Raw genomic sequence first — 16,789 nt, forward strand, 5'->3', positions numbered from 1 at the left:
TGGCACCCGCTCTTCCCGATCCCCCTCGTTAGCGGTGATACCTCAAGCTTCTCAAGCTAGGCGACTACAAGGCCAAGACAGTAGAGGCGACTTATCGTCTCGATCACCACCCTCTGTCCCACGAAATGGCGCACAGCGGCCCAGGGCCGCTTTTATGCCGTGAGATACGGAAATCATTAGGTAGCGACATAAAACGCCGCACAAGGCGGCATGGCGCAATAACGTCGCCATCTCTATCCACAGCCCACTAACCAGCGAGGCCAAGCATGAAATTTTCACCCAACAGACGTATCAACTCCATCATGGACGCCCTGCTGGCCGCCAACAGCTGTCAAGGTCTTCGCTGCATCGCATGTCGGAGTTCTTCAAGACTGTGAGTTTCAAAAGATGGCTGCACGGAATGTCAGAAGCTGGCAGCACCACATCGACAAGCCCCTGCATGACCTACCAGTCATGCAGGGCAGCGATCAACGGGCACGACACCTTCCCTTGATGCACATGGCATTCATCGACCAGCCGGGCTAAGGCGACCTCGACGCGGGTCAGATCAGCCAGCCGGGCGCGCACGTCGTCAAGCCGCTGTGACGCCAGTTCCGCCGCCTCGCTGCAATGAGCACCATCCTCCAGAGTCAGTAGCTGCCCGATCTCGTCCAGGCTGAATCCCAGCCGCTGCGCCGCTTTCACGAATTTCACGCGCGCCACGTCGGCGCTGCCATAGCGCCGGATGCCGCCAGGAGGGCGCTCCGGCGTCGGCAACAACCCCCTGTGCTGATAGAAGCGGATCGTCTCCACATTGACCCCGGCCGCTTGGGCAAAGGTGCCGATGGTCAGATTTTCCGGTGCCTCATTCATCGAGCTTGACTCCGTAGTTGACTACGGAAGTAACGTTAGCGTATCGGCCAAGAATTCAGAAGGACAACCTCATGACGGAATCCAAGAACGGTCGTGGTGCCCTGGCAGCCGGCGGCCTCGCTGCGATCCTGGCCTCAACCTGCTGTCTCGGGCCGCTCATGCTGGTCGCGCTGGGCTTCTCGGGCGCTTGGATCGGCAACCTGACGGCCCTGGAACCCTATCGCCCGCTCTTCGTGGGAGTGGCACTGGTGGCATTGTTTTTCGCCTGGCGCCGAATCTACCGGCCTGCCACCGCTTGTAAGCCAGGCGAAACCTGCGCGATGCCACAGGTTCGCACGACGTATAAAGCCATCTTCTGGATCGTCGCTGCCTTGGTGCTGATCGCGCTGCTGTTTCCTTATCTCCTGCCCCTGTTCTATTAAGAGGAGAACGCCATGAAACGACTCGCTGCCTGTATTGCGCTTTCCGCGACGCTCGCCACGTCAGCTTGGGCCGCCCCGCAGACCGTGACGTTGTCGGTGCCGGGCATGACCTGTGCCGCCTGCCCTCTCACCGTCAAGGCCGCCCTCAACAAGGTAGACGGCGTCTCGCAAGTCGATGTGAGCTACCCGGATCGTGAGGCGGTGGTCACCTTCGACGATTCACGAACGTCCGTCGAAGCATTGACCGACGCCACCACCAACGCCGGCTACCCCTCAACCCCGGCACCCTCGGAAGCGGATCGGGAGTGACCATGAAGAACCCCAAGACCCTGCTGCGCGCAAGCGTGATTGGCACCGTCCTGGTGGCGCTGTGCTGCTTCACGCCCATCCTGGTGATCCTGCTTGGCACCGTTGGCCTGGCGGCACTGACCGGCTACCTGGACGTGGTACTGCTTCCTGCCCTGGCCTTCTTCCTCGGCCTGACCCTCTATGCGCTATGGCGCAAGAAGCAATACGACGCCTGTGGTGACAACACCCCTAAAGATTCAAGGAATTCCCCTCATGAGTGATGACATGAACCTGCACATCGTCGTGATCGGCAGCGGCGGCGCGGCCATGGCAGCCGCGCTGAAGGCGGCCGAGCGCGGCGCCCGCATCACCCTGATCGAACGTGGCACCCTCGGTGGCACCTGCGTGAACGTCGGCTGCGTGCCCTCGAAGATCCTGATCCGCGCCGCGCATGTCGCCCATCTGCGCCGGGAGAGCCCCTTCGACGGCGGTATCAGCGCCTGGGCGCCGGTGGTAGATCGGGCCAGGCTGCTTCAACAACAGCAGTCACGGGTTGAGGAACTGCGCGATGCCAAGTATGAAGGCATACTCCGCGACCACCCGGCCATCACGGTGCTCAGCGGTGAGGCCCGGTTCGTCGATGCCCATACCCTGAAGGTCAAGCTGACTGCGGGCGGCGAGCAGACCGTTCGCTTCGATCGCGCCTTTATCGGCAGCGGCGCTCGACCAGCAGAACCGCCGTTGCCGGGGCTGGCCGAGACGCCGTACCTGACCTCCACCAGCGCGCTGGCACTGGACAGCATCCCCGAGCGGCTGATCGTGATCGGCGCGGGGTTTGTCGCCCTGGAGCTGGTCCAGGCCTTCGCTCGGCTGGGCAGCCGGGTCACGGTGCTGGCCCGCAGCCGCCTGCTCTCCCAGGAAGACCCGGCGGTGGGTGAGGCCGTGGAGGCAGTCTTCTACCGCGAGGGCATCGAGGTGCTCAACCAGACCCAGGCCAACCGCGTGGACTACACCAATGGCGAGTTCGTGCTGGACACCAACGCCGGGACCCTTCATGCGGACCAACTGCTGGTGGCCACCGGACGGACACCCAATACCGAGGCTCTGAACCTGGCGAGCATCGGCGTGGAAACCGTGCGCGGGGCGATACTGGTGGATGAGCACTTGCAAACCACGGTACCAAGCCTCTATGCCGCCGGTGACTGCACCAACCAGCCGGAATTCGTCTATGTCGCCGCCGCCGGGGGCAGTCGGGCCGCCGTCAACATGACGGGAGGCGATGCCAGGCTGGACCTTAGTGCCATGCCGGGCGTGATGTTTACCGACCCCCAGGTGGGCACCGTCGGCCTGACGGAGGCCGAGGCACTCGAGCAAGGTTTCAGCGTGGAGTCCCGCGTGCTTGACCTGGAGAACGTGCCGCGTGCGCTGGTCAATTTCGACACCGAAGGATTCATCAAGATAGTGGCCGAACGCGAAACGGGGCGGTTGCTCGGCGTGCAGGCCGTGGCAGGAGAAGCCGGTGAATTGATCCAGACGGCGGTGATAGCGCTACGCGCCCGCATGACGGTGCAGGACATCGGTGACGAACTGTTCCCTTACCTGACCATGGTGGAAGGCCTCAAGCTCTGTGCGCAGACCTTCACCAAGGATGTGACGCAATTGTCCTGCTGTGCGGGGTAATAATTTCAATATTGCATGAAATCATTGTTTCATCTAAAGTTGAATTATGAACCAATATGATGATGATCTCGTGGCAGCCAAGCTAGCAGCTCTTGCTCACCCCGTCCGCCTGGCGGCCATTCGTCAGCTAGCGGCGGCAGGGCCTGCCGGCCTGGCGGCAGGCAAGCTCGCCGAGCGGCTGGGTACGGCGCCGAATGCACTGACCTTCCACTTGCAGAAACTCGCGGTCGCAGGCCTGGTTGCGTCGCGCCGCGAGGGCCAGTTCGTCTATTACCGCGCGGAGTTCGACGCCTTGCTGGCAATGACGGACCACCTGGTCGGCGCTTGCTGTCGTGAGTCAGACGCCAGCTGTGGCCCCCGCTGCCCCACCTCCGGCAGCCGGTAAAGTGCCGCCGGTTTCTCAAAGATCACTCATCAACGTCATCAAGAGGAGCGCAAGATGATCCAAACCACTCGCGCCAAACCTTCTTGGCTCAGGTCTATCGGCATCGGCATCGCGGTGTCGGCGCTGACCGCCATCGTGATGGTGGCATTGCTGAAAGCCGGGGTATCGCCTTTTCCAAAGCCGCCCTCCCTGGCCTTCGCCGAGACTCTGCTGGGGCGGTCTCTGCCGTTGCCAGTCGGCCTGCTTTTCCATACGGCCTACGTGACTTTCTGGTCGGTGGTGTTCGTGCGTTATTTCCCACGCAAGACCTTGCTGACTGCGCTGGGCCTGGCCGCCGTGCTTTGGGCGGTGATCCTGGTGGTGTTCTTTCCCGTGGTGGGCTGGGGTATCGCGGGTCTGGCGATCAGTCCCAAGCTGATCATAGCGTCCGCCGTGCCGCACCTGCTGTTTGGCCTACTGCTTTGGGGATTGGACCGCTACCTTGTCAAGCCGTCTCAAGCCTGAGACCGGAGCTTCACCATGCCAACGATCGATACCGCGACCCTCCGTGACTGGCAGGCCCGTGGCCTAACTTTCCTCTTGGTGGATAACCTGCCGGCCGATAGCTTCGCCAAGGGGCACTTGCCGGGGGCCATCAACATCGTCTCCGACGACATCCTGGACGAAGCGCCCCGCCGGCTACCCGACAGGCAAGCGACCATCGTCGTGTACTGCGCTAGCGAGGATTGCAAGCGGGCCGGCCGTGCCGCCAAACGCCTGGCCCGCCTCGGCTACACCGAGGTCTACCACTATGTGGGTGGAAAAAGGGCCTGGAAGGCTGAAGGCTTGTTACTGGAATACTGAGAAGGATCTTTATCCCATGCGCGATTGGATGGAACGGCAGCAATCCTGGATCTATCTGATATTCATCCTGGCTGGCCTAGCCGTCGGGCTGAGCCAGCCGGACACGACATCCTGGCTGGAAGCCATTCTCTGGCCACTGCTCGGCGGGCTGCTCTACGCCACCTTCACCCAGGTGCCCCTGACGCGGATCGGCCAGGGCCTCAAGGATTGGCGCTTCCTGGCGGCCCTGCTGCTTGGCAACTTCGTTGTGATTCCCCTCGTTTTGGGCGGGATGATGACCTTCATCCCCCTGCCACCCGTCGTGCAGGCCGGCGTGCTGCTGGTGTTGCTCGTTCCCTGTACCGACTGGTGTATCAGCTTTACCCACCTCGGCAAGGGCGATGCCGGCCGGGCCATTGCCGCCACGCCAGTGCTATTGCTCGTGCAGTTGCTGGCCTTGCCCGTCTATCTCTGGCTCTTCCTGGGCGTGGAATGGTTTCAGACCGTACTCAGCAGCCACCTGCTCGGCGCGTTTGCGGGATTGATTATCACCCCCTTGGCCCTGGCCTGGGTGACCGAGCGTTTGGCCGAGCGTCACCTCAATGCCAGACGGTGGGTTCATGGCTTGGGCATGCTGCCCGTGCCACTGCTTGCGCTGGTGGTCTTCGTCATCGCGGCATCGCAGGTGACGACCGTGGCCGGCCTCAGCGGGGTGCTACTGCAGGTGCTGTTGATCTTCGTCGTCTACTTGATCTTCGCCGCTTTCCTGGGCAAGACCCTCGGTAGACTGTTTCAGCTGCCCACGCGCTCGGCCAGAACCTTGACGTTCAGCTTCGGCACCCGCAACTCCTTCGTGGTGCTGCCCATCGCCTTGACGCTGCCCGAGGCCTGGCAGGCCGCCGTGGTGGTTATCGTCTTCCAGTCGCTGGTTGAACTCTTCGGCATGGTGGTGTACCTGAGATGGATGGGTAAATTGATCCCGGAGCTCTCTCACACATAGCCCTTGCAGCTCTCTGACCCAATTTCCAGGAGTGAAAGGTGATCGAACGTGGTGTTCAGCTGCCTCAAGGCGCAACGACGAACCTTGCACCGTACTCCTAGGTAATCCCCATCCCGATCCTCGACGGAAGATAGGGGCGATGGACGGTGACTACTCAGGCACCGCTGGCAAGCCTTCCAAGGTCGGCAACCACGGCCTCCATGGGGTCGCTGTCGCGGATCAGCAGGCGCGCCTCTCCCTGGGCATTGAAGGCGAAGACAGCGCTGGAGTGCGACACATCATAGTTCCCTTCGCTGTCTTCTTCGCCATACCCGTAGGTCACCCGATAGCGGCGTGTCAGCTTATCGAGTGCCGCTTTATCCCCCGTGAGGCCGATGAACTGGGGGCCGAAGGCGTCGGTGTAGCTATCCAGTGTCTCGGCGTCATCGCGGCGAGGATCCACCGAGACGAAGAGCACCTGGATTTCATCACGCGCGGTTTCATCCATGCGTTGGGTGGCCGCGTCGAGACGCGAAAGGGTGGTCGGACAGACATCGGGGCAATGGGTGAAGCCGAAGAACAGCAGCGTCGTCTTGCCGAGGAACTGATCGGCGCTCACCGTATTCCCGTTCTCGTCGATGAGTTCGAACGCCAGGGAAGGCATCAGCCCCGAGATATCCTTGGTCTGCCAGTCTGGATCGCTGCAGCCCGCAAGCCATAGCGTCACGAATAGTGCCATGATGCATCGGCGCATCCTGCTCCCCCTACTGTGCTGTCGGCGCCACGGCGCGGAACGTGTCACGCTGTCGCTGATTGCCGGCGAAATGAAGATTCACCTCGACGTCGTCACCAACGACGAGGGGGCGAACCCGCTTCATGAGCATGAGATGGTAGCCACCCGGGGCGAATTCGACCTGCTCCCCCGCCGCCAGCTCCAGTTGGGCGACGGGCTCCATGCGGGTGACGCCATCCTGATTGACACTGCGGTGCATCATGACATTACCGAAAGCGGGGCTATCCGCTCCTGTCAGGGTGACGCCCTTCTCGCTGGTATTGGTGAGGGTGAAATAGCCTGCCGCGGGCAGGTCCCCGGGTAGGAGCCGCAGACGCGCCTCGCTGACCTCCAGTTCGGCAGCCGCCAGCGTGCCGGACGTCGCGATCAGCAGCAGGAAGGTCGAGCACCAGCCCTTCGCTAGTCGCGGCAGACTAGGGTGTGGCGTGAGAGACATCAGCGGCATCCTCCTTGCGGGCATCACGGAACAGAAAGCTGAGAATGATCAGAACCCCGATGGCACTCATCATCGTGGCCGGTACCCAAGTCAACAGGCCACCGAGGAGCTGGTCAGTCAGAGGGTCCAGCGGCCAGGCGCGCCCGCATACCTCATAGACATCGAAAATGACACTCCGGCTGAAGACGATATAGGCCCCCAGCACGATCTGCGGCGGAATCACCACCAGCAGGATGGCGATGCGCTTGCCGTAACCGAGGCCGCCCTGCTGCGGCGTGCGGCGATCCAGGATCAACCACCAGAACAGCAACCCATCCAGCGCCATGCTCCAGTTCATCACTTGATACAGGTCGGTACTCAGCATCGCATCGAAGTGGACCTCGGGAATCAACCAGAAATAGATCAGCCCGACGAACAGTACGGGAGCGATCAGTGGATGCTGAAGCGTCCGGTATACAGGGCGCAGCAGGCGCGCGACCGGCCTCCATCCTGAAAAGTGTCTGATTCGGGTCGGCAAGCCGTCCGTCAGTACCGGCAGGGGGGCGGCCAGGGCAATCAGGAAGGGACCGGCGTGATGCAATACCAGATGCTGAGCCCGATGGGTAAAGAACATGTACTGGGCGAGGTAGTCGTAATGGGTCTGAGTGACGCCATAGATGGTGGCGACACCCAGCAGGTAGGCAAGGACTCGACCTGCGCCGGTGGCCTCGCCTCGCCGTCGGCGCTGCCGGAGGCCACGCAGGTAGAGCACGATGGCCAGCAGGCAGGCCCCCGACCAGGCCAGCGAGAACTCCCACGGCAGCAGGTAGCCCAGAGCAACGTCGAGGTCGATAGCCCGTCCCTCCCCAGAATCGGCATGCAAACGGTGAGACTAGGAGCCCACCGCGCCATGCGGCAAGGTGGGGCTATAAACGCAACGCCAATGGTCATGTAGAGCGCTATAGATCCTGGATCATCCGCGACCGACGTCAGCGTCACGAGACTGACAAGACTCGCCATGTTGTCGTCGTCATGGCCTGCTCAGCGCGATTTCTGCGTAGATACCCTGGTAGTCTGTGTCATGCGTTTTATCCGGATCCGACGCGGGCTCCGGCTTGGGATTCAGGGCTACCATGCGACCACTGGGGGCATCCAATAGGCCGCGAAGCTGTTCATAATCGAAGCTCCAGCCCTCGGCCTTGTGTTGGTTGAGACGGGTGATGGTCTCTACCAACGTGGACATGCTGTTCCCCTCCCCCTCCAGGGGCGGGAATGCCTGAACCAGCGGTTGCCCTTCATGCCAGCCGATCTTGATGGGCTGGTTGACGATTCGGACCTGGGTGCCGGCGGGCACGCGGTCGAAGATCGACTCGATGTCCCCAGGGAACATGCGAATACAGCCACGACTGGCACGCATGCCGATACCATCCGGCTGGTTGGTCCCATGGATCAAGTAGCCATCGAATCCAAGGATAATGGCATGGTCTCCCAGCGGATTGTCCGGGCCTGGGGGCACCACGCTGGGTGCCTCTTCACCACGTGCCCTGGCTTCACGCTGGACCGACTCGGGTGGGTACCAGGCGGGGTTCTTGATGTTCATGGTGGTCTTGGTCACACCGAGGGGCGTATCGAAGCCCTCGCGACCGATGCCGATAGGATAGGTCTCGACACGTGGCGTCTCGTCGTCATCCACCTCGGGATAATAATAAAGGCGCAGCTCGGCGATGTTGATGACGATGCCAGTGCGCTCTGCAGGGGGCAGGATGAAGCGTCCGGGTATGGTCACCTCGGCACCCTCGCCGGGAATCCAGATGCTCACGTCCGGGTTGGCGCGCACGATCTCCCTGTACCCCAGGTTGTGCCGCCTGGCGATATCGAGCAGGGTATCTTCTCGATCCTCCACCGTTATGCGGTAGGTGTCGCCGATCACATTGCCTTGTTCAGGCAGCGGATAGTGGCCGAGGGGCCAATTGTTTTCCTCCTGGGCCTGAGCAACGCCGATGAACGCAAGCCAGCCTGCCAGCGCTCCCACCAGTGTGCGTGTTCGAAGCTGCCACCATGGAGATTTCCTCGCTGTGCCAGAGTGGGATTCGGATAACGCCATCATTCTCTCCCTTTTCGGCTGGACCCTTATCATCCAGACCGACGTGTGTTGAATCGCCATCCAGGCAGCACCAGTAAGGCGGCCAACAGCCAGGTGGGCCAGCTACCGGTTCGGGTGAACGGCGTGTTTCCCACCATGGGCAGCACCTCACCGCGAAGGCTCGTCGCCTGGAACTGTGGTGCACGGGCCATGACACGGCCCTGAGGATCGACGATGGCGGTCACGCCGTTGCTGGTGGCGCGGATCAGGTACCGGCCGTTCTCCAGCGCACGCAGGCGGGCCATCTGCAGATGCTGCAGGGGGCCGATGGAGCGGCCGAACCAGGTGTCGTTGGAGACCGTCAGCAACAGCTCGGCATCGCGCGCCTGCTCGGCGACACGATCGGCATAGATGATCTCGTAGCAGATGGCGTTACCGATGGTGGTTCCGGCGGCGTGGATCGGCCCCTGAGCCTCGGCCCCGGGGGTCATGGTCGGCATGGGCAGGTCGAAGAAGGCGATGGTGTCGGCGAACAGGCGCTTCAGCGGCAGGTACTCGCCGAAAGGCACCAGACGCACCTTACGATACTGGCCCTCGGCGTTACCCAGGCCGATCACGCCGTTGTAGTTGTCGCCGCCGTCGCGCTGCAGGATGCCGGTGAGCAGGGCGGTGTCGGGCGACAGGTTGGACTGTACCCGCTCCAGTATGGGCCGCGCTTTCTCCTCGAACATCGGCAGGGCCGCCTCCGGCCAGACCATCAGGTCGAGCTCGTCGGGCTGCTTTCGTGCTAACAACGTGTAGATGTTGACCGCCTCGCGCTGGCCTTCGGGCGTCCACTTGATCGACTGAGCCAGGTTGCCCTGCAGCAGGGCGACCCGTAGCGGCTCGCCGGCCGGCGAGGTCCACTGGGACGGCAGGGCCAGGGGAGTCAGCCAGAGAGCGGCGATGGGCGCCGCGGCCCACCAGCGGCGGCGCAGGAGCTCCACGCCCAGGGTGCCTGTCAGGGCGGTGATCAGCGACAGGAAATAGACGCCGCCCACCGGGGCCCAGGCCGCCAGCGGCGAGTCTACCTGGGACGTGCCCAGCAGCAGCCAGGGAAACCCGGTAAACAGCCAGGTGCGCAGCCACTCGCTGAGTACCCAGGCGCCGGCGAAGCTGAGGAAGGCCAGGCGTGGGCCCGTGACGCGGCGATAGAGCCAGAAGGGCACGGCATAGAACAGCGCCAGGCTGGCCACGAACACACCGGTGAGGAAGAGCGCCAGGAGCGCCCCCGTATCGCCATAGTCGTGGATCGCGACGAAGACCCAGGAGGTACCGGAGCCGAACAGGCCCACGCCATAGCACCAACCGCGGAGGGCGGCTTGAGCGGGTGTCAGGGCATGGATGCCGACATAGACCAGGGCCACCGCCACCGGGCCCAGCCACCACAGCGTGAAGGGCGCGGCACTAAGGGTGGTCAACCCTCCGGCGGTCAGGGCCAGCAAACAGCCGAGGACCGGAGAGAGCCGTCCGAAAAGCGTCATGTCCCGGACTGGCGGGTTCTGTGCATCCATGCCGTCACTCGGACAACCTGGGGAGGGACGTTCATGCAAGGCCGCCATCGCAAAGGTAATGACACCCAGGAACAGGGCGATATCCGCCAGGTTGAAGGCGGGCCAGTGCCACTCTCGCCAGTAGATGTCCAGGTAGTCCACCACATACCCTCGCGCCAGGCGGTCGATGCCATTACCCAGCGCGCCACCCAGCATCAAGCTGTACCCCAGCGCCTCCAGGCGGGGCCTGGGCCTGCACAACAGGAACGTCAGCACGATAGCCGCTATTCCTGTCAGGCAGAGGAAGAGGTAGCGCTGCCAGCCACCTGAATCGGCGAGGAAGCTGAAGGCCGCCCCCGTGTTCCACCAGTGACCCCAGTTGAAGAATGGGGTCAGCGGGATGGTCTGGCCATACGGCATCAGCGCCTGCACCAGTCCCTTGATGACCTGGTCGGCCAGGCCGACCATAACGGCCAGTGCCAACCAGTAGCGGCTCTGCGGCGCCATCGCTATCCGTTTCGTTCTCATGACGTGGCTGCCTGGTAGCGCGGGCTTGCCGAGCCGCTCATGGCGGTCCCTGGTGAGAAGCGATAGCCCAGCAGCCGCATGGCGTTCAGGGTCACCAGCACGGTGGCACCGGTATCCGCCATCACCGCGATCCACATGCCGGTGATGCCCAGCGCCGTGGTCACCAGGAAGATAGCCTTCAGGCCCAGCGCCAGGGCGACGTTGGTCTTGACGTTGCGCAGCGTGGCCCTAGACAGGTCGATCAGCTCGGCGATGCCGGTGACGCGGTTCTTGAGCAGGGCCGCATCCGCCGTTTCCAGTGCCACGTCGGTGCCGCCGCCCATGGCGATGCCGACATCGGCCGCCGCCAGTGCCGGGGCATCGTTGATCCCGTCGCCCACCTTGCCGACCGGCCCGCGTCCGGTGGCCTGCCATTGCTGCACGCGCCGGGCCTTGTCCTCGGGCATCAGCTCGCCATGGGCCTCGATGCCCAGCGAGCCACCGATGGCAGCGGCGGTACGCGCATTGTCACCACTGAGCATGACGGCCTCGACGCCGAGACGTGACAGGGCGGCGAGCCCCTCCCGGGCGTCCTCACGCGGCTCATCGCGAACGGCGATCAGTCCCAGGGGACGCTCGCTCTCGACCAGCAGGGCGAGACTCTTGCCGGCACCCTCCAGCTCGGCGATCCGGACGTTCAGGTCATGATCCAGCGTGACTCGCTCGGCCAGGTGGCGAGGCGTGACCAGGCCCAGCTCGCGCCCCTCGACCCGGCCGGCGACGCCCAAGCCCGACAGGGCGCGGCTCTCGCTGGCCAGGGGAAGCGACAGGCCCTGTTGCTGCGCATGGGCGAGGATGGCCGTGGCGATGGGATGGCTAGAATCACGTTCCATCGCGGCTGCCAGCCTCAGGATCTCGTTTTCGCCCTGGCCGGTGGCCCAGTCCTCCACGTCGGTGACACGGGGAGTGCCGGCGGTGAGGGTGCCGGTCTTGTCCAACGCCACCGTGCGCAGCTTGCCCAGCTGTTCGAGTACCGCGCCGCCCTTGATCAGCAGGCCCCGCCGGGCGCCCGCCGAGAGGCCGGCAGCGATCGCCGCGGGGGTCGAGATCACCAGGGCACAGGGGCAGGCGATCAACAGCAAGGCCAGGGCGCGATAGACCGATTCCGACCAGGCCATGGTCGAGACCAGCGGCGGCACCACCGCCATCAGCAGGGCGAGCCCCACCACCGCCGGCATGTAGTAGAACGCGAAGCGATCGATGAAGCGCGCCACCGGCGCCTTGGCGGCCTGGGCCTCTTCCACCAGGCGGATCACCCGGGCGATGGTGTTGTCCTCGGCGCCGCGGGTTACCTCCACCTCCAGGGCGGCATCGAGGTTGACCGTGCCGGCAAAGACGTCGTCCCCCGGGGCACGCGAGCGGGGCACCGACTCCCCGTTGATCGGTGACTCATCCAGGTCGGATTCGCCGGTCAGAATACGCCCATCGCAGGGCACGCGGTCGCCCGGTCGCACCAGGACTCGCTGCCCAGGCGTGAGCGAGGCGGCCGAGACCTCACGAGTATCCCCATCCTCCATCAGCCTCGCCGTGGACGGCGTCAGGTCCGCCAGGGCCGAGATGCTGCGTCGCGCCCGTGAGGCGGCCACGCCCTCCAGCAGTTCGCCCACGGCGAACAGGAAGACCACCACCGCCGCTTCGGCGGCGGCGTCGATAGCCAGGGCGCCCAGGGCGGCGATGCTCATCAGCATCTCGATGGTGAAGGGGTTGCGCATCTTCAGCGCACCCCAGGCGCCTTGTGCAATGGGCACCAACCCCACCAGGGTGGCCGCGACGAAGGGCCAGTTGCCTAGGCTAGGCCAGACCAGGCGGAGAACGAAGGCCAGAGCCAGCAGCCCCCCCGTGACGAGCACCAAGCGTCCCTTGGCGGTCTGCCACCAAGAGGCCGGAGCGGCATCCGCCTCATCTCCCTCATCATCGGTGGCAAGCTGGTAGCCGAGCTCGTTAAGGATCCGCTCGATCGCCTCATGAGAAGGCGTCGTATCCTGTTGAGGGTGAATCCTCACCGATCCGGTGACCGAACTGGCCGACACCTCCCCGATGCCCTCCAGGCGGCCCAGAGCGGCCTCTACCTTGCGCTCGCAGCCGCCGCAGTCCATGCCTTCCACCTGCAGTGTCAGCGTCGACGGGATGGTGCCTTGCGTTGGTTCGGTCATGGCGCTGCCTCTCCGAATGTCTTAATCTTGTCCGGAAGCATAATCCCTGTAGCAACTACAGGTTCAAGTCATGCGAGAGGAGCATCAGGATGCCGGAGATTAGCCCTACCATCGGTATCGGCGAGCTGGCACGGCGCGCCGGCTGCAAGCCTGAAACGGTGCGCTATTATGAGCGCATCGGGCTGGTGGGCGATGCATCGCGTACCGAGGGTGGGCAGAGGCGCTACGGCGAAGAAGCCGTCAGGCGGCTGACCTTCATTCGCCATGCCCGAGACTTCGGCTTCTCGGTGGATGCGGTGCGTGAGCTACTGGCGATGTCAGACCAGCCCGACATGCCCTGTCAGGAGGTCGATGCCGTTGCCAAGCATCACCTGGAGGAAGTGGAGTCGCGGCTGCAGCGGCTCTCGGCACTGCGTGACGAACTCAGGCGGATGGTGAGCCAGTGTGCCGGCGGCAAGGTCGAGAGCTGTCGCATCATCGAGGTGCTGAGTGATCACCAGTTGTGTATCAGTGAGGCAGCCCACAAAGGCGCTCACGATTTGGGATAACCTCCTGTGCGTCCCAGCGTGCCCTAGTTGAGACATTCAGGAACAGCATGATCACCAACTTCATAGAGAAGCCCAGGGTCGCCTTGTTCTGGTGACCGCTGCGGTGGGCCTGGGGAATGATCTCGTGGCTAATGACATACATCATCGCGCCGGCGGCGAGGCTGCCTAAAACCCCCAGCGTGACTGGCGAGACACCTTCCATAACCCCTGCCCGTGTGAAGTGAGTGCCGCTGAGGCTGTAGCGTCACGCGACGCTAGGTACATTGTGCCCACCGAGGCGTGTTTCACAGCAAGTCCACCTAAAGGCTTGTCAGTTCTCCAATGCGGCCAGATCGGAAGCAGCGGACGTTCCGATGGCTTTTTGCAGACGTGTCCGAGCCTCGAACAGTGCGCTGCGATACTCCTGGCGTGTGGGTGACTCACTCAGAATGAGGCGCTGCCCTTCCTCGAGGGGATCCACGGGGCGGTCATCCACCCTCACTTCGTAGTGCAGGTTGGGCCCCGTGGCGAGTCCGGAGGCCCCTACCTCACCCAGTTTGTCGCCGGCCTTGATAGAGTCCCCGACCGCCAGGCTGGCGGCGAATCGGTTGAGATGCGTATAGCGACTGATGGTGTCCGTATCATGTTCTACCTCGACAACACGTCCATAACCTCCCCGGCGACCGATGAAGGAGACGCGCCCCGGCGCCGTCGCCATGACCGGGGTGCCGCGAGGCGCGGCAAGATCGATACCGTCATGACGTCGGACCCCGCCGTACACGGGATGGCGCCGGTTGCCGAAGGGGGATGTCAGGCGTGCGCCGAAAATCGGGAACTGCAAGGTGTCTTGGAGGCTACCGTCCTTAAAGAGCATCACGCTGGCTCTCTGGTCCGCCGGCCATACCATCTCCAGCCGCTCCGCCTGGTCAGCCAACCCCATATAGGTCAGACGGGGAGACCCGACTCGAGTGCCATCCTCACGGCGATCTTCTTCCCACAGTAACTGCAGACGCTCGCCACCCGAGATATCCCGGCGTGTGTCCATGAGTCCGCCCAGCAGCATGTCAAGCTCTGCTGCGAAACGCCTGGGTATCTCCTCAGCCTCCAAGGCGGCATAGAGTGACGTCTTGACATCTACTTCACGACCCAGGGTCAGGGTGTCGAGGCGAGGCTGGACAATGCGCGTCGACGGACGCCCACCCAGCGTGACCACGTACTGAATACCCGAGTCACGCTCGATGGCCACCGACACCGGCTGTCCCGTCGCCAGAGAGGTGAAAGTGATACGATCTCCGGGCCGCAATCGTCTTGGGTCGAACCTGTTCGCCAGCGAGGTCGCCGCTTGGGCGCGCAGCTCGGCATCCACACCAAGCTGCTGCAGCAGTGCGTCCAGGGTATCCCCTGGTGCCACGGTGAGCTCTTGGGCGACGCGACCCACCTTCGCGATAGCTTGTGCCCTGGCCGGTGCCGGCTTGGCCAGTGATAATCCGGCACGCTCTTGCCAACGGGCTTCGGCCAACACGGGGCTAAGGACCATCAGTCCCACTAGCAACCAGCGTCGTGTCATGATGCATCCTCTTCGCCGGAGACCTCGGCTACCTCACGGTTAACGGCGTCGACCAGCTCCTGCATGCCGAAGGGGTCCAACAGCTCGCCATTGACGAAGAAGGTCGGCGTCTTGCTGATCTGGTTGGCCTCGACGTCAGCCTTGTCCTGGTCGAAGACCGCCTGTACCTCTGGTGAATTGAGCTGCTCTTCGGCTACGGTTCTGTCCAGTCCGGCCTCGCTGGCGATCTCCATGATCGCTTCCTCATCGACACTGCCATGAGCCGCCCACTGGCTCTGCCGAGCCAGCAACGCCTCCAGCACCGGCTGGAATACGTCCTGGCGCCTGGCGACTTCCAGCACGCGAATGGCGGTTTCGGATACGTCTCCGTGGAAGGGCGTGTAGCGCACCACCAACCGCACCTTCTCGGGGTAGGCTTCCAGGATGCGCTTGGTCAGCGGATAGAAGGCACGGCAGGCCTCACAGGCCGGGTCGAAGAACTCCACGATGGTCACCGGCGCTTCTTCCGGCCCCAGAACAGGCGAGTGTGAGCGCACCAGAGAGTTTTCGGCCTGAGCGCCATCCTGGCTGGCCGCCTCGGCGCCCATGCCCAACAACGAGGGTCTCGCTACGATCACGATGAGGGCGGTCAGCATCAACGCGCCAACCAGGATAAACGTCGCTTTTTTGTACATTGACTTCTCTAATTCAAGTGGTTAAACGGAAAGCAAGACCAGAGGACTGCTGAGTGGATCTCAACCGCTGTTGGGTGCCTAAGTCGGCGAATAGTGGCGTGTTATCCATGCCCATAAAGATTGGCTCCCTGATGCGCATGATCAATATGCTCGAATTCCAAGCTGGAGTGGCCAATGTCAAAGCGCGCTTTCAGTTGCGCCTTGATATCCGCCTTGATCGCCTCGAGCTGCTGCCAGCCTGCTTCCGTCGTCACCACGTGGCAATCAAGTGCGGCGGTATTCTCCTGCATTTGCCATAGGTGAACATGATGCACATCCTCAACCCCTTCGACGCTGCGCAGGAGATCAATGACTGATTGACCATCGACATCGGGAGGCGAGCCCAGCATCAGTGTCCGGATAGGGGTACCTATTTCCGTAAAGGCAAGATAGAGAATATAGAGTGCAATACCGATCGTGATCGCGGGGTCTACCCAGCGCATATCGTATAGCAGAATCAGCGAGCCCCCAATGATCACAGCGATGGACGCAAACGCATCAGACAGGTTGTGCAGGAAGAGAGCCCGAATGTTGACACTATGTTTTTGCATCGACCAGGTGAGCAAGGCCGTTAGCGCATCGACAAGAAGAGCGACAATCCCGATGATGACGACTATCCAGCCTTGAATCTCTGGCGGGTCGATCATGCGCATCACGCCTTCATAAATTAGATAAAACCCAACAAGAATGAGAGTAGTGTAGTTGATCAGCGCTGCGACAATCTCGATTCGTCCATAGCCAAACGTCATCTGAGAGTCAGGTGGTCGCCTCGCGATCTTGCGGGCAGCAAAGGCAATGACAAGGGCAGCCATGTCGGAAAAATTATGCAGCGCATCCGCGATCAGCGCGAGGCTTCCCGCCAGGATACCCCCCACTATCTGAGCAACGGTCAATATCCCGTTGGCCCAGATGGCGATGCTCACCCGACGGTCACCAGAGGTGGGGTCAAGGTGGGGATGATCGTGATGATGTCCCATGCGTCATCCTTGTGGTGTCACCTGTAGACCCGGC

General features: G+C 62.9%; 19 protein-coding genes and 1 pseudogene. 9 read left to right on the plus strand and 11 right to left on the minus strand.

The annotated features are described in order from the left end of the window. Positions 1-444: 444 nt before the first annotated feature. A complete protein-coding gene (gene merR, locus R3F64_RS04200; RefSeq protein ID WP_035414217.1) occupies positions 445-852 on the minus strand; it encodes an Hg(II)-responsive transcriptional regulator in 408 nt (135 codons plus the stop codon). A 71-nt stretch (positions 853-923) separates the two neighbouring features. Here merR and merT point away from each other — a divergent pair, with 71 nt between their 5' ends. Genes merT through R3F64_RS04240 form a run of 8 tightly spaced genes read left to right on the plus strand, consistent with a single transcriptional unit; the run spans position 924 to position 5,449 of the window. Beyond that, positions 924-1,274: a mercuric ion transporter MerT gene (gene merT / locus R3F64_RS04205; protein ID WP_035414216.1), complete on the plus strand. Its 351-nt coding sequence runs from the start codon at positions 924-926 to the stop codon at positions 1,272-1,274. A gap of 12 nt (positions 1,275-1,286) precedes the next feature. After that, the gene (gene merP / locus R3F64_RS04210) at positions 1,287-1,583 is read left to right on the plus strand and encodes a mercury resistance system periplasmic binding protein MerP (RefSeq protein ID WP_035414214.1); all 297 of its coding nucleotides are present in this window, start codon (positions 1,287-1,289) and stop codon (positions 1,581-1,583) included. Between the two features lie 2 nt (positions 1,584-1,585). Continuing rightward, positions 1,586-1,843, plus strand: coding sequence for a mercury resistance system transport protein MerF (gene merF / locus R3F64_RS04215; protein ID WP_332609975.1), 258 nt, complete (start codon positions 1,586-1,588; stop codon positions 1,841-1,843). Further along, the gene (gene merA / locus R3F64_RS04220) at positions 1,836-3,242 is read left to right on the plus strand and encodes a mercury(II) reductase (RefSeq protein ID WP_136255741.1); all 1,407 of its coding nucleotides are present in this window, start codon (positions 1,836-1,838) and stop codon (positions 3,240-3,242) included. The genes merF and merA overlap by 8 nt, the downstream gene beginning before the upstream one ends. A gap of 46 nt (positions 3,243-3,288) precedes the next feature. Further along, the gene (locus tag R3F64_RS04225) at positions 3,289-3,627 is read left to right on the plus strand and encodes an ArsR/SmtB family transcription factor (RefSeq protein WP_035414210.1); all 339 of its coding nucleotides are present in this window, start codon (positions 3,289-3,291) and stop codon (positions 3,625-3,627) included. Positions 3,628-3,681: 54 nt separating this feature from the next. Further along, the gene (locus tag R3F64_RS04230; protein WP_035414209.1) at positions 3,682-4,131 is read left to right on the plus strand and encodes a hypothetical protein; all 450 of its coding nucleotides are present in this window, start codon (positions 3,682-3,684) and stop codon (positions 4,129-4,131) included. A gap of 15 nt (positions 4,132-4,146) precedes the next feature. Continuing rightward, positions 4,147-4,470 (plus strand): rhodanese-like domain-containing protein, encoded by a 324-nt coding sequence (locus tag R3F64_RS04235; RefSeq protein ID WP_199284351.1) that lies wholly within the window; start codon positions 4,147-4,149, stop codon positions 4,468-4,470. A gap of 16 nt (positions 4,471-4,486) precedes the next feature. Further along, positions 4,487-5,449: an arsenic resistance protein gene (locus R3F64_RS04240; RefSeq protein ID WP_136255744.1), complete on the plus strand. Its 963-nt coding sequence runs from the start codon at positions 4,487-4,489 to the stop codon at positions 5,447-5,449. A gap of 154 nt (positions 5,450-5,603) precedes the next feature. On the opposite strand, the gene R3F64_RS04245 is transcribed toward R3F64_RS04240, so the two are convergent. From R3F64_RS04245 to R3F64_RS04275, 7 genes and pseudogenes are all read right to left on the minus strand, one after another. Beyond that, positions 5,604-6,167 (minus strand): SCO family protein, encoded by a 564-nt coding sequence (locus tag R3F64_RS04245; RefSeq protein ID WP_229332954.1) that lies wholly within the window; start codon positions 6,165-6,167, stop codon positions 5,604-5,606. Between the two features lie 25 nt (positions 6,168-6,192). After that, entirely contained in the window at positions 6,193-6,657 is a 465-nt protein-coding gene (locus tag R3F64_RS04250) for a copper chaperone PCu(A)C (RefSeq protein ID WP_199284349.1), read from the minus strand. Next, positions 6,635-7,519 carry a cytochrome c oxidase assembly protein gene (locus R3F64_RS04255; RefSeq protein WP_229359159.1) on the minus strand — a complete coding sequence of 295 codons (885 nt, stop codon included), beginning with the start codon at positions 7,517-7,519 and terminating at the stop codon, positions 6,635-6,637. Before R3F64_RS04255 ends, R3F64_RS04250 begins: the two co-directional genes overlap by 23 nt. Before the next feature lie 147 nt (positions 7,520-7,666). Next, positions 7,667-8,740, minus strand: a complete 1,074-nt coding sequence (locus R3F64_RS04260) for a L,D-transpeptidase family protein (protein ID WP_332609992.1) — start codon at positions 8,738-8,740, stop codon at positions 7,667-7,669. 29 nt (positions 8,741-8,769) lie between these two features. Continuing rightward, entirely contained in the window at positions 8,770-10,242 is a 1,473-nt protein-coding gene (gene lnt / locus R3F64_RS04265; protein WP_133483796.1) for an apolipoprotein N-acyltransferase, read from the minus strand. 78 nt (positions 10,243-10,320) lie between these two features. Beyond that, positions 10,321-10,779, minus strand: a pseudogene (lspA, locus tag R3F64_RS04270) (signal peptidase II); the annotation flags it as partial. Then, complete coding sequence (locus R3F64_RS04275; protein ID WP_332609994.1) at positions 10,776-12,971, minus strand: heavy metal translocating P-type ATPase; 2,196 nt, start codon at positions 12,969-12,971, stop codon at positions 10,776-10,778. The gene R3F64_RS04275 and the pseudogene lspA, both read right to left, overlap by 4 nt. An 89-nt stretch (positions 12,972-13,060) precedes the next feature. Between R3F64_RS04275 and R3F64_RS04280 the strand changes: the two genes are divergently transcribed. After that, positions 13,061-13,519 (plus strand): MerR family transcriptional regulator, encoded by a 459-nt coding sequence (locus tag R3F64_RS04280; protein ID WP_035414193.1) that lies wholly within the window; start codon positions 13,061-13,063, stop codon positions 13,517-13,519. A 310-nt stretch (positions 13,520-13,829) separates the two neighbouring features. Here R3F64_RS04280 and R3F64_RS04290 read toward each other — a convergent pair whose 3' ends face one another. From R3F64_RS04290 to R3F64_RS04300, 3 genes are all read right to left on the minus strand, one after another. Then, positions 13,830-15,065 (minus strand): M23 family metallopeptidase, encoded by a 1,236-nt coding sequence (locus R3F64_RS04290; protein ID WP_332609997.1) that lies wholly within the window; start codon positions 15,063-15,065, stop codon positions 13,830-13,832. Continuing rightward, on the minus strand, positions 15,062-15,739 hold the full coding sequence (locus tag R3F64_RS04295; protein WP_332609998.1) for a DsbA family protein: 678 nt from the start codon (positions 15,737-15,739) through the stop codon (positions 15,062-15,064). Before R3F64_RS04295 ends, R3F64_RS04290 begins: the two co-directional genes overlap by 4 nt. Before the next feature lie 101 nt (positions 15,740-15,840). Continuing rightward, positions 15,841-16,755 carry a cation diffusion facilitator family transporter gene (locus R3F64_RS04300; protein ID WP_133483788.1) on the minus strand — a complete coding sequence of 305 codons (915 nt, stop codon included), beginning with the start codon at positions 16,753-16,755 and terminating at the stop codon, positions 15,841-15,843. Between the last annotated feature and the right edge of the window lie 34 nt (positions 16,756-16,789).

The sequence above is a fragment of the Halomonas sp. 5021 genome, from assembly GCF_036663435.1.
Lineage (GTDB): Bacteria > Pseudomonadota > Gammaproteobacteria > Pseudomonadales > Halomonadaceae > Vreelandella > Vreelandella janggokensis.

Coding starts and splice junctions, on each gene's coding strand:
- R3F64_RS04235 (WP_199284351.1), top strand. CDS start 4,147: ATGCCAACGATCGATACCGCGACCCTCCGTGACTGGCAGGCCCGTGGC.
- R3F64_RS04240 (WP_136255744.1), top strand. CDS start 4,487: ATGCGCGATTGGATGGAACGGCAGCAATCCTGGATCTATCTGATATTC.
- R3F64_RS04280 (WP_035414193.1), top strand. CDS start 13,061: ATGCCGGAGATTAGCCCTACCATCGGTATCGGCGAGCTGGCACGGCGC.
- R3F64_RS04260 (WP_332609992.1), bottom strand. CDS start 8,740: ATGGCGTTATCCGAATCCCACTCTGGCACAGCGAGGAAATCTCCATGG.
- R3F64_RS04300 (WP_133483788.1), bottom strand. CDS start 16,755: ATGGGACATCATCACGATCATCCCCACCTTGACCCCACCTCTGGTGAC.
- merA (WP_136255741.1), top strand. CDS start 1,836: ATGAGTGATGACATGAACCTGCACATCGTCGTGATCGGCAGCGGCGGC.
- merT (WP_035414216.1), top strand. CDS start 924: ATGACGGAATCCAAGAACGGTCGTGGTGCCCTGGCAGCCGGCGGCCTC.
- R3F64_RS04245 (WP_229332954.1), bottom strand. CDS start 6,167: ATGGCACTATTCGTGACGCTATGGCTTGCGGGCTGCAGCGATCCAGAC.
- R3F64_RS04275 (WP_332609994.1), bottom strand. CDS start 12,971: ATGACCGAACCAACGCAAGGCACCATCCCGTCGACGCTGACACTGCAG.
- merF (WP_332609975.1), top strand. CDS start 1,586: ATGAAGAACCCCAAGACCCTGCTGCGCGCAAGCGTGATTGGCACCGTC.
- R3F64_RS04250 (WP_199284349.1), bottom strand. CDS start 6,657: ATGTCTCTCACGCCACACCCTAGTCTGCCGCGACTAGCGAAGGGCTGG.
- merR (WP_035414217.1), bottom strand. CDS start 852: ATGAATGAGGCACCGGAAAATCTGACCATCGGCACCTTTGCCCAAGCG.
- R3F64_RS04295 (WP_332609998.1), bottom strand. CDS start 15,739: ATGTACAAAAAAGCGACGTTTATCCTGGTTGGCGCGTTGATGCTGACC.
- lnt (WP_133483796.1), bottom strand. CDS start 10,242: ATGACGCTTTTCGGACGGCTCTCTCCGGTCCTCGGCTGTTTGCTGGCC.
- R3F64_RS04290 (WP_332609997.1), bottom strand. CDS start 15,065: ATGACACGACGCTGGTTGCTAGTGGGACTGATGGTCCTTAGCCCCGTG.
- R3F64_RS04225 (WP_035414210.1), top strand. CDS start 3,289: ATGAACCAATATGATGATGATCTCGTGGCAGCCAAGCTAGCAGCTCTT.
- merP (WP_035414214.1), top strand. CDS start 1,287: ATGAAACGACTCGCTGCCTGTATTGCGCTTTCCGCGACGCTCGCCACG.
- R3F64_RS04230 (WP_035414209.1), top strand. CDS start 3,682: ATGATCCAAACCACTCGCGCCAAACCTTCTTGGCTCAGGTCTATCGGC.